The organism is Streptomyces kebangsaanensis (assembly GCF_001906585.1).
Taxonomy (GTDB): Bacteria; Actinomycetota; Actinomycetes; order Streptomycetales; family Streptomycetaceae; genus Streptomyces; species Streptomyces kebangsaanensis.
The window spans coordinates 1-10,680 of the sequence record NZ_JUJA01000043.1; the positions used below are offsets into that span (position 1 = coordinate 1).

The window sequence follows — 10,680 nt, forward strand, 5'->3', positions numbered from 1 at the left end:
TTGGGACTGCTGCACGGATGGGTGACAGTCGGGTTTCATGCCGCGAGGGCTGCGGCGGGCTTCATGGTGGTCTCGAACTCGATGGGGGTCAATCGGCCCAGCCGTAGTTGTCGGCGACGCCGGTGGTAGGTCCGTTCGATCCAGATGACGATCGCGGTGCGGAGCGCTTCTCGGGTGGTCCAGGTGCGGCGGTCCAGGACGTTGTTCTGCAGGAGTGCGAAGAACGACTCCATGGCCGCGTTGTCACCGGCGGCGCCGACCCTTCCCATCGATCCGACCAGGCCGTGACGGTTCAGGGCGTGGATGAACTTCCGGGACCTGAACTGCGAGCCGCGGTCGGAGTGGACGACGCAGCCGGCCACCACGCCTCTGCGTGCGGCGGCGTTGTCCAGCGCGTTCACCGCGAGCCGTGCCTGCATCCGGCTGCCGATCGAGTAACCGACGATCCGGCCGGAGCAGGCGTCCTTGACCGCACACAGGTACAACGTGCCCTCTCCGGTGGCATGTTCGGTGATGTCCGTCAGCCACAGCTCGTTCACCGCGTTCGCGGTGAAGTCACGCCGGACAAGGTCGTCGTGCACCGGCGGCCCGGGTCGCTTGCCGTTCTTCGACCGCTTCTTCCCGAACACTGACCACCAGGCGTTGTCCCGGCAGATCCGCCACGCGGTCCGTTCACTCATCCGCTCGCCTGCCGTCTCGGCTTCCCCGGCGAGGAACCGGTAGCCGAACTCGGGATCGTCGCGGTGGGCGTCAAACAGCGCGTTCGCCCGGTGGGCCTCGGTGATCTCGGCCTCGGTCACCGGCCGGCGAAGCCACCGGTAGTAGTGCTGGCGAGCAAGCCCCAGTACCCGGCACGCGACCGCGACCGGGATCTTGTCGGCGGCGAGCTCTCTCACGAGCGGGTAGAGCCTTTTCCCGGCAGGTTCGCCTGCGACAGGTAGGCCGCCGCGCGGCGCAGGACCTCGTTCTCCTGCTCCAGCAGCCGGATCCGCTTCTTCAGCTCACGGTTCTCCGCCGACTCGGACCTGGTGACACCAGGCTTCTCGCCGTCCTCCACGGCGGCCTGGCGCAGCCACTTCGACAGCGTCATCTCATGGACGCCGAAGTCCTTCGCGATCTGCGCAAGGGTGACGCCCTTCTCGCGGTTGCGGGCCACGCGCACGACGTCGTCACGGAACTCTTCGGGATAGGGAACAGGCACAGCAACATCCTTCCAGGCCGCCCCACGGGCAAGCCAGATCAGATGTCACCACACCGTGCAGCAGTCCCGTTCGCTGATCCAGGAGCGCAGCTTGGGCGGTGGTTCGAGTTCGGCGATGAGCAGGAGACGCAGACGGTGGTAGTCGCGCTGCCAGGCGAACGCCCACGGAGGGAACCACCACGGATCGAGAGCAGCGAGGGCCTGCATGCCCGGCCACGGAGCCGGTGTACGTCGTGCGTGGGCCCCGGCCTCTCCACGTTTGCTGGCGAGCCACCTGCCCAGAGGGAACCCGTTGTGCTGGACGGAGTGCGGCAGCGCCAAGTGGCCGTAAACGCCCGCGTAGTCCCGGGCATGGGCCAAGCCCACGGCGAAGTCGATCCGGGTGCCGGTGGGGCGGTACTGCGTGGCCTGCCTGGCTTGTGCGTCCTCGGCGGTGATGCCGATCTCCCGCAGCAGACCCTGCTGGTGGGGATGGAGCTCTTCGAACAGGGCACACTGCGCGTACAGCCACGACGCGGCAGACGTCTCCACCCCGCGGAAGCCATCCCCCGGCACCAGCGGCTGATTGTTGCCGCACTGCTTACGGGCGTGGTGGTAGGCGCGCTGCCACGCCATGGGCCACGGCGGGTTCCACCACGGGTCGATGGCGGACAGTGCACGGCTCCGGTCGGTTTCCTTCTCCGCCATGCGGGCCCGGCTGCGTTGGCTCATCAGCCACTGCCCAAGAGGAAAACCGTCCTGCCGCGTGCTCTTGGACGTGGCGAGGTGGCCGTGGACGGCGGCGTAGGCGTGTGCGTGTTCCAGGCCGGCCGCGAAGGCCTGAGCCAGGCTTTTGCGGCGAGGGCGGGCTGAGCGGGCGTGCGCGGGCCAGATTCCGAGATCTGCGAGCAGGCGCTGCTGGCCCACGTGGAGTTCGTCGAACCGGGAACACTGCTCATGGAGCCACTCGCCCAAGGCGAGACTGGTGCCGGGGAATCCTGCCGGGGCGTCGACGGGGCCGTGCTTTCGAACGTGTTCCAGGGCGCGGTGGTACGTCCGCCGCCAGGAGACCGGCCAGGGACCATTCCACCACGGATCAATGCGATGCAAGGCCTGCGCCCGATCGACAGGAAGCGCCGCTACTCCGGTTCTCTGATTGGCCAGCCACGTTCCCAGCGCGAATCCCTCGTGACGGGCGTACTTCGGAACGGCGAGATGCCCGTGACGCGCCGCGTAAGCACGGGCGTGTGCCAAGCCGACCTGATACGCCTGCTCTGCACGGGACGGCCTCCCAGCCGCCGGAGCGCTGCTGGAGGGCTGCTGGAGGCGCAGCTCCCGCAGCTGCGCCGCAAGTCCACGAGGCCGGTGCGCGACCGGAACCGCCCACACGTCTTCCTCGGGCACTGCCCCCCGCCCCTGCCGCACACACGCACGCACCCAGGCGAACAAGGCACCTTCGCTGGAGGTGGCGAGCTGCTTTGCTAGCCACGGGCGGTCCAGACGGCGGGCCAGCTCGGTCAGCAGACGGGGTACCTCGGCCAGGGTGTGCGGCATCTGACCGTGTGTGTCCTCCAAGACGCGTTGTCGCCACAACCGGTCAGAGAGGACCGCCGTGACCACGACAGCCTCGGGGTACGTCACTACGTCCCGGGCGAGCACGAGCATCTCCCCTTCGGGGAGATCGGCACGGACGCGGCTAAGACGCGCCGGCCAGAGCACCTCCTCCCGCCAGTGCGCATCCCACCAGGAGGCAACGACCGCTTGGGCCATGGCGAAAGCGTTCTCGCACGAGCCTCTACGACGCAGCAGCCGCAGAAGACACTGGTGAGCACGGATCACCTCCGGTACCCCGGCGAGGCCCACCTGGCCTTCGACCAACGTGGCTCTGTCCAGGACCAGGGAATCCAGCGACCAGCACTGGTGCCGGATACAGACCCGTGAGCGCAGCGCGGAGTACAGACGAACAGAGCACATCGCGCCCGTCCGGGCCGCCGCACACGGTCTGCACCCCAGCATGACGGCAGGAATCGTGCTACCAGCAGCGAAGCGCACGCCCGGCTGGGCACCGCTCGCCTCCGCACCATCACGCTCATCCCAGGAAGGCAGAGCCCAAGCCAGATGCGACTCCGGCACCCGGCAGACGGAAGCCAGCCGACTCCGGACTGCGGGCGCGAGGAACACCTCGCCGGCGAGACAGCTCTTTCCCCAGACACCGCGCACGCCGGGGCCCGCCACAGCAGACAGCAGGCCCGCCACGGTGACGTTGTAGCAAGCGGCCAGCCGGTTCACGAACGACAGCGTCGTTTCACCCACCAGCGGGGTTAGCCGAACGACACCGACCGCTGGCCACGGGGAGAACAGATCCGTCACCTCCCATTCACAGCTGCACCGGCACACGCGACCGGGCCGGGACGTCTCAAGCAACAACGCTCTGTCGGACGTGCCAAGGACTACTTGTCCGTAAGAACGTAAATTGGCCCCACCGTAAGAGGTTGATCTGGCCCCACCTCCCTGCCGTTCGGGTGACGTGGTGGGGCGGTGGCCGATGCGTAAGAATCTGTTTTGGCCCCACTCCCTGATCGGGTGAGGTTCTGCGCGTGCGGGGTCAGGTCGCCGGTGGTGGAGTGCGTGGGCCGTTAGCTTGGTAGCGGCGGCGGCTTTGGTCGCCGTTTCGCCCGGCGGTGTCCCTGACAGGCATCGCCGGGCGGGCGCCGCCTTGCGGCGTCCGCCCGGTCGCGGTTGTTGTTCTCTCGGCAGGTCAGGATGTGTGCGGTGCCTGCCGGAGGGCGTCGATGAGGGTCTCGCGGTGGCTGGTGAGAGCCCAGACGATCCAGTCATCGGCCTGTGCGATGTCGAAGTGTTCTTCGAGGGTCTCGGCGGTGTCGTCGTCGAGGCCGTCGAAGTAGTTGATGAGGTCGCTCAGGAGGCCGGCCAGGGCTCTGGCGGAGTCCGCGGACAGCGGGACGGTGCTGGTCATGCGGCGGTTGCCGCCCGCTTGGCGCGGGTTTGAGCGAGTCGGTAGGACTCGGTGCCGGTCTCGATGATGTGGGCTTCGAAGGTGAGCCGGTCGACGATGGCCGCGCAGAGCCGCTTGTCGCGGAAGGTGCGGTTCCACTCGGAGAACGGGGCGTTGGCGGCGATTGCGATGGAGTGCCGTTCCTCCCGCTCGGTGAAGATCTGGAACAGCAGTTCGGCGCCGTGCTTGTCCAGTTCGACGTAGCCGAGTTCGTCCAGGCAGAGCAGGTCGACGCGGCCGTAGCGGTTGATGGTCTTGGACAGCTGCTTGTCGTCGGCGGCCTCGGCGAGCTCGTTCACCAGGGCCGCGGCGGTGGTGTAGCGGACGCGGCAGCCGGCCTCGGCGACGGCGGTGCCGATCCCAATGAGCAGGTGGGACTTGCCGGTGCCGGAGTCGCCGACCAGACAGAGCGGGTGGCCGGAGCGGACCCACTCGGGCCGGGTGAGGGTGTGCACCAGCTCCGGGGAGATGTTGGGGTTGGCGGCGAAGTCGAAGTCCTCGATGCGCTTGGGGCGGGGGAAGTTGGCCTCGCGGATCCGGCGGAGCTTGCGGCGTTCGTGCCGGTCCTCGCACTCGGCGTCCAGCAGCTCGGCGAGGAAGTCCTTGTAGGAGGCGTGTTCGCGCATCGCCGCGGCGGCCAGCTCGTCGTAGCGGTCGCGGATGGTGGGCAGGTGCAGCGTGCGGCAGGCGGACTCGATCGCGATGTCGACGGGCTCGCCGGCTTGTGCGGGCAGCGCGGAGCCTGCGCGAAGTCCCTCGACGACGGGGACTTCGGCGCTGGTGGTGGTCATGCGGAACCTTTCGGTCGAAGAGACAGCAGCTGGTCATAGACCGCCACTGACGGCTCCGGCCGGGTGTCGGCCGGAAGTTCGGCCCGCCGGGGCAGGGAGATGATCCGCGCTCCCACCTCGGCCGACCGGCTCTCGGGCGGCGGCGCCGGCGCCGCCGGAGCGGGCGCCTGGATGCCCGCCTCCGCGCGGGCGGACATCGCCTTGCGCGCTTCGATGGCCACCACGTCGGCGGAGGTGGAACCCGCATCCAGAGCGGCAGTGATCCCGGCAAGCACGGCCTCGGCAGGCATCCGGCGGTGCAGCAGCAGCACCGAGATCAGTGCACGGGTGCCGTCGGCGTCTCCGTGAGCTGCTCGGGCCGCCGCCCAGAACGCGTCGTGCGTGGAAGTGAACGCGCCGCACTCCCGTGCCGCGGCCAGCCCGGTCGAACCGGCCAACGCCCCTGGTTTGACCAGCAGGATCTCCAGGAAATGGTCGAGGACGTCACGGTAGCCATAGCGGCGCGTCAGCCGCGGATGGCGGGCGACGACCTCCAGCCGGTCATAGACCAGCAACTCGTTCGCCCGCAGGCTGACCCGCACCCGCTGCCCGATGAACCGGGCGGGCACCGAGTAGTGCGACATCCGCACCGTGATCCGGCTCTCCTTGCTGACCTTCGGCGTCAGCGTCACCCCGTAGTCGAAGTCATCCGCCGGCAGCGGCGCCAGCAGTTCGGCCTCATCACGGAAGTCGAAGCCGACCGAGGTCGGCCGGTTGTCGATGTGCCGGGCGTCTTCGGTCTCGTCGATCGCCGCCAGCCTGTCGTTGAGCTCCTCCAGTGTGGCGACCTCGGGAACGGGCACCAGATGGGCCCGGCGGAACCGGCCGCCCTCGTGCTCGACACCGCCCTTTTCATGCGCGCCGTCCTGACCGGGCAGGCAGTAGAACGCATCGAATCCGTAGTGCGAGCGGAAGGCGACCCAGCGTTCGGACTCGACCCGGATGCGGCCGAAGCACACCCGCGAAACCGCGGGCTTGAGGTTGTCGTAACGGATGTGCCGCAGCGGCAGCCCGCCCAGCACCCGAAACGCCTCCACATGCCCCTGCATGAACGCTTCCTGGCTCTCCGAGGCGAACACCCGGTGCACCGCCTTGCCCGAGTACGACAGCCGCAGCGTGAACAGGTGACACTGCACCGGCTCGCCCGCCAGCCGCACCCACACATCCGCGAAATCGACCTCCGCCTCGGCGCCGGGCTCCCGCTCCTGCGGCACCATCCCATCCAGGTGCCCATGCCCCTCGCGGGCCTCGGCCTCGATCTGCGGCCGGCGCAGGGAAACGTAGTCGCAGACCGTGGCGTACGACGCGTCGGTGAACGCGTACTCCTCGGCCAGCCGCTGCCAGATCCGCCGGGCGGTATGCCGCTGCTTCCTGGGCGCGGACAGGTCCGCGATCAGCATCGCGTCGATGAAGCCCTTGACCGGGTCCAGTCGCTGCGGACGGCGGGCGGGCTTCTTCCGCGGCGGCGGCATCGCCCCCTCCAGGGCCTGCCTCACCACCCGGCGGTGCACCTGGTACCTGCGGGCAAGCGCCCGCACGGACATGTGCTCCCGCCGATGGTCACGACGGATGGACTCGAACAACTCGACACGCGACACCATCCCGGCCTCCTGACACGGCCGCTACGAAGACGCCTCACCCTGCCCCGTCCATCCAGAGCAATCCCGGCATTACGCCGACAAGGGGAGTGTCACGGCCAGGGCGCGGGGTGGGGCCAAATCACTTTCGTACGCAGGTGGGGCCAAAACAGATCCGTACGGTGGGGCCACTTCACGTGCTTATAGACAACTACTACACCGGCTCCGTTCCCGGCCCGGAGATTGAAGACCTTCTACGCACCACTCTGGTAAAGGTTGCTCTCGACCAACTCGGCTGGGACGTCCGCGCGGCGGAGGCCACCCAGCAGAAGCGCCACATCGTCGACATCTTCAAGGCAGAGGTCCCCGGCTTCTCAAAGTGGAAGCTCGCCAAGGCATTCCTGCGCTGGCTGACCGACCACGGCTGGAACGACCTCACGGCCGACGAGCAGACCGCATGGCAGAAGCTGTTTGCGGCCATCAACAAGGGACTGGCGTAGCCGCCGGAACTACAGCTTGACCGCGCTCTTCAGGTATCTGCCATGTGCCGCAGGGCCCATGCTGTGTCCGGCCGGTTCAACAACCGGCCGGACACGGGCTCACGCCCATTCAACGCCTAGCTTCGTGAGGGCGGCACGCTGGGGCTCGGTGAGCTTCTCGCGCCTCGATTTGGTGTTGGAGATCCATACGCCCAGCTTCACGACCACCGGCTCCACTGCGCCGTCGACCGCAATCTCCTCGGCATGGGCCCTCGGGACACGGTGGTGCCCTTCACGGGCGATGTACTGTGTGAGCGCCTGAACGCCCTTCTGGAAGGCCGCTGACGCCTTCCCCGCCTTCCCGACACTCTTATCCACCGTGGCTGCAGCGGGCCGCTCAGTCGGCTTCATGCCCAGCTCGGAGAGCCGCTGCTGCTGCTCTTCCGACAACTGCGCCCAAGTACTCGACTCTTGCATCCGGGCGAGCCATTTGCCCAGGTCGTCGCCTTCGAAGAGCACGCCGGGCTGGATGTCGGGCAGGTGGCCGTCGGCGTCTACGAGGTCGGCGAGGACGCGGTAGTGGCGTTGCCAGTCCAGCGGCCAGGGGCAGTTCCAGTCCGGGTCGATCGCGGCCAGCTGCTTCGCGCGCTCCGCCGCTCGCTCCGGGTCCTTACCGAGGCCGCCCTTCCGGCGCAGGTTGGCCATGTGCTGCCCCACCGGCACCATTGCCTCGCCCCAGACCGCGTCCTGACGCGGAGCGAGGTGCCCCGTGGCCCTCCGGTACGACCGCAGCGCGGCGAGCTTGGCCTCCCAGGCTTCCTCGCCCGGCTCCCACACCATCCCGGCCTCCGGTGCGTCCAGCAGCTCCTTGCGTCGCGGTTCTAGCTCACCCGCCCGCAGCGCCTTCCTCTGCTGGTGCACCCAGCGCCCAAGCGGAAACGCCTTCGTCACACCCACGGAGGTCTCAACGTCGTAGGGCACGGCGTAGAGGCCGGTGATCTCGTTCTCCGCCCGCCACCGCAGCAGCGCCTGGTAGCCCTCCAGCCACACCAGGGACTCCGGCCGGTACACCCGGGTACGCAGGAACGCGGCGATCGTCGCCGCGTCCCGGGGAGAGGAGAAGTGCAGCAGCGCCGAATCGGCGGCGGCCTGCGTGTCGTCCTGCTCCTGGTCCTCGCCCACCTCGCCGCCGGCCCCGACGATCCGGCCCTCCTCATCGCGCTGAACGTGCACCTTGCGCCCGTGCTTGCCCCGGGACAACGCGCGGGATGCGAGCTGCTCAACGAGCCGGTCGTCATGACTGCGGAGGCCCTGCAAAACGGCTACAAGGGGGCGGAACGAGGCGGAGGCGACCATGTCGGTGGGGTCCTCGCCGGGCTCCAGGAAGACCGGCACGATGATGCGGGCGATCTTCGTGCTGCCGTCCCGGTTCAGCCTGAGGGCTCGGCCGATGTTCTGGACGATCTCGACCTGGGAGCCGCGGGTGTCGGCGAAACAGACGGCTTCCACGCCCCGTTCGCCGGTGATGTCCACGCCTTCCCCGAGCACGCGAACGCTCGCGAGGAACGCCCTGTGTACGCGCCGGTTGTTGGCGTCGATGCCGTTGGCGAACTGCCGCAGCACCTCACGCCGCTCACTGACGAGGTGGTCGCCGCACAGCCAGGCGGACCAGACTCGGTCCGGCGGGACGTGACGGCCAGCCTCCAGGTCGTAGAACTCCGCGTCGATGGACGACTTCGGCAGCTCCTCCGCCTTCGCCAGGTCGTCATCGGAGGCGTCGTTGGTGTACAGCTCAGCTGCCGTCTGGGGCAGCTTTTCCGCGAACGCGGCTGCCTCTTCCACCTTCTGGTGGAACGTCATGACCGTACGCAGGTTGTACGCTGCCGCGTGCTCCAAAAGTGCGGTCTGTAGCAAGGCGAGACGCCGGCCCCGCTGCGCCTCCTCCGACTCCCCGAGGACGGGCGAGGGGTCGCGGATCTCCAGCACGTCGATCTCGAACCCGGCGAGGATGCCTCGTTCGATCGCCTCCGAGAGCCCGAGCTCGGCCAGCCACGAGCCGTAAGGCCCGTCCGGGTCGTCGGCCATGCTCGCGATCTCCAGCTCCTTCCCGTCCGTGCCCTTCTGCGGCCGGGGCAAGGCGAGGATGCGCGGCGTCGCGGTCAGGTACAGCCGGAAGTCCGCCGGGATACGGGCGTTGTCGTGGATCGCCGCCCACGGCCTGCCAAGATCACCTGCCGTGCCGTGGGCCTCGTCCACGATCGCGAGGTCGAACCCGTCCATCTGCTGCCCGTACAGGCGCTCCCCGCCCGCCAGAGCGGCTTCCAAAGGCCCGCGCACCTTCCCCTGGCCCATCGGATCCTCGAAGTCCTCGCGGTCCACCAGGGAGGCGTACGTGGCGAACACGACCACCGGCCCGCGCCCGGACCACAGGGCGAGCTGAATCGGGTTGGTGGTGGTCCGCACCCCCAGCGAGTTGAGCACTGGGTCGTTCTCCAGCGAGCACACCGCCACCATCGGCGCCCGGTGGCCCACCAGCCGCCACGCCTCAGCGGTCTGCACGAGCAGGTCCAGAGTTGGCACGGTCACCAGGACCCGCCCGCCCGGAAAGCACTCCAGCGCGCACGCGGCAGCCGTGATCGTCTTCCCCGACCCGGTCGCGGACACGATCGTTCCACGCGCCCCCTCCGACGGTACGGATGATCTTGCAGGGAATCCCACCCACCTACGGAAAGCCGCTTTCTGGGCCACCTGATGTTCCCGAAGCCGAATACCCAGCATTTCCCCGCTCCTCCTCTGCCTTCTTTTCCGCTCGCTTCGGAAATCACAGGGACGGCGTGAAAGGCGGGACGGACACCGTACCGTCCTCGCCCACCACGATCCGCTCGGCCAGCTGGGCCAGAACCTCAGAGGGACGCAGCCCCGTCCGGCCGGCCACCACCTGGACCAGCCGACTGGACGCGACGGACAGCCGGACCTCCGCCCGCAGCTCATCGGCTTCCTCCCCCCGCCGTTCCCCCAAGGCGGCCTGTGCCGCAAGAGCACCAGCAAGTCGTTCCTCACGCTCGCGAGCCCACACCGAGCCCTGAGCATCCTGTTCCGGCTCGTACACACTCCAACCGGCCACAGTCATCAAGTCTCTGACGCGCCGCCACTCAGCGTGCTGGGCCAGCCAGATGACAGCCAACCGCTCCCGATCCATCTCGAACTCGTAGAAGGAACCGTTTCCCCTCAACTGATCCGCGGTTTCCCGCTCACGGACAGCGGCCTCCGCGACTTTTCCCGCAACGGCGGCGACGTCCAGGCCATTCGCCTGACGCCGGACCTGATCCCGCGCCACGTCCTGAGCACTCCACATGCGTTTTCCCTTTTCCGAAAAGCGCGGGCATCTGGGCCCGCATCAGGTGGTTGGAGGGTGTCCCGTGTTCCCGCCAACACTACATGCTGCATCAATCTGATGCAGCATGTACACTGGCACCCGACACCAACGAGCAACCCCTCACCCTCGCAGCCAGCCAGGCCCGCGAAGCGGGCCCTAACAGTCCTGGAGGCGCAGCGGGAAGGACCGTCAGGCGGGGGAGCGCAGCGGACCCGCCGGCCC

The 10,680-nt window shown here is 68.5% G+C and carries 8 protein-coding genes; 1 reads left to right on the plus strand and 7 read right to left on the minus strand.

The genetic code is table 11. The features are described 5' to 3' along the window. Positions 1-35 precede the first annotated feature (35 nt). The 5 genes from RH94_RS06035 to istA all read right to left on the minus strand — a co-directional run bounded on the left by RH94_RS06035 (position 36) and on the right by istA (position 6,627). A protein-coding gene (locus RH94_RS06035) for an IS3 family transposase (RefSeq protein WP_234425562.1) occupies positions 36-1,201 on the minus strand; the annotation gives its coding sequence in 2 pieces (ribosomal slippage) (positions 36-914 and positions 917-1,201; 1,164 coding nt in all). A gap of 45 nt (positions 1,202-1,246) precedes the next feature. After that, positions 1,247-3,550 carry a helicase associated domain-containing protein gene (locus tag RH94_RS06045; protein ID WP_073946621.1) on the minus strand — a complete coding sequence of 768 codons (2,304 nt, stop codon included), beginning with the start codon at positions 3,548-3,550 and terminating at the stop codon, positions 1,247-1,249. A 388-nt stretch (positions 3,551-3,938) separates the two neighbouring features. After that, the gene (locus RH94_RS06050) at positions 3,939-4,157 is read right to left on the minus strand and encodes a hypothetical protein (protein WP_073946622.1); all 219 of its coding nucleotides are present in this window, start codon (positions 4,155-4,157) and stop codon (positions 3,939-3,941) included. Continuing rightward, positions 4,154-4,987, minus strand: coding sequence for an IS21-like element helper ATPase IstB (istB, locus tag RH94_RS06055; protein WP_079188911.1), 834 nt, complete (start codon positions 4,985-4,987; stop codon positions 4,154-4,156). The genes RH94_RS06050 and istB overlap by 4 nt, the downstream gene beginning before the upstream one ends. Beyond that, a complete protein-coding gene (gene istA, locus RH94_RS06060) occupies positions 4,984-6,627 on the minus strand; it encodes an IS21 family transposase (protein WP_073946623.1) in 1,644 nt (547 codons plus the stop codon). Before istA ends, istB begins: the two co-directional genes overlap by 4 nt. A gap of 173 nt (positions 6,628-6,800) precedes the next feature. Between istA and RH94_RS06065 the strand changes: the two genes are divergently transcribed. Next, a complete protein-coding gene (locus RH94_RS06065; RefSeq protein WP_073946624.1) occupies positions 6,801-7,103 on the plus strand; it encodes a hypothetical protein in 303 nt (100 codons plus the stop codon). A gap of 99 nt (positions 7,104-7,202) precedes the next feature. On the opposite strand, the gene RH94_RS06070 is transcribed toward RH94_RS06065, so the two are convergent. Together RH94_RS06070 and RH94_RS06075 are read right to left on the minus strand one after the other, a co-directional pair. Then, the gene (locus tag RH94_RS06070) at positions 7,203-9,860 is read right to left on the minus strand and encodes a DEAD/DEAH box helicase (RefSeq protein WP_073946625.1); all 2,658 of its coding nucleotides are present in this window, start codon (positions 9,858-9,860) and stop codon (positions 7,203-7,205) included. Positions 9,861-9,903: 43 nt separating this feature from the next. Beyond that, positions 9,904-10,437 carry a hypothetical protein gene (locus RH94_RS06075; protein WP_079188912.1) on the minus strand — a complete coding sequence of 178 codons (534 nt, stop codon included), beginning with the start codon at positions 10,435-10,437 and terminating at the stop codon, positions 9,904-9,906. Between the last annotated feature and the right edge of the window lie 243 nt (positions 10,438-10,680).

What these genes read in the sequence shown, in the direction of transcription:
- RH94_RS06050 (WP_073946622.1), bottom strand. Translation starts at nt 4,157, where the DNA reads ATGACCAGCACCGTCCCGCTGTCCGCGGACTCCGCCAGAGCCCTGGCC.
- RH94_RS06075 (WP_079188912.1), bottom strand. Translation starts at nt 10,437, where the DNA reads ATGTGGAGTGCTCAGGACGTGGCGCGGGATCAGGTCCGGCGTCAGGCG.
- istA (WP_073946623.1), bottom strand. Translation starts at nt 6,627, where the DNA reads ATGGTGTCGCGTGTCGAGTTGTTCGAGTCCATCCGTCGTGACCATCGG.
- istB (WP_079188911.1), bottom strand. Translation starts at nt 4,987, where the DNA reads ATGACCACCACCAGCGCCGAAGTCCCCGTCGTCGAGGGACTTCGCGCA.
- RH94_RS06070 (WP_073946625.1), bottom strand. Translation starts at nt 9,860, where the DNA reads ATGCTGGGTATTCGGCTTCGGGAACATCAGGTGGCCCAGAAAGCGGCT.